At 36.5% G+C, this 255-nt stretch carries 1 protein-coding gene; it reads left to right on the top strand.

Annotated features, from left to right (window positions below; translation table 11 throughout):
- Window positions 1-3: 3 nt before the first annotated feature.
- The coding region (locus AAEY94_RS20765; protein ID WP_350979937.1) for a DpnI domain-containing protein at window positions 4-255 on the top strand (252 nt) is incomplete at its 3' end.

Here is a 255-nt window from a genome sequence, read left to right as displayed (position 1 = left end):
AGAGTGCTCAGCGAAGACTGGGTTTCTAACCAAAGCTATTGCCCTAATTGTAATGCACAACCATTGGCTGAATTTACTAATAACCAACCTGTCGCTGATTTTTTTTTTGCAAACTGTCATGAGGAGTATGAACTAAAAAGTAAAAAGGCAAAATTGAGCAACATTATTAATGATGGTGCTTATGACACCATGATTGAACGTATCAATAGCGATAATAATCCCAGCTTTTTCTTTCTGACCTACTCGCAAGAATAT

The organism is Shewanella sp. AC34-MNA-CIBAN-0136, assembly GCF_040309945.1.
Classification (GTDB): domain Bacteria; phylum Pseudomonadota; class Gammaproteobacteria; order Enterobacterales; family Shewanellaceae; genus Shewanella.
The sequence above is the reverse complement of the archived record's forward strand: the minus strand, read 5'-3'. Positions and strand labels throughout refer to the sequence as shown.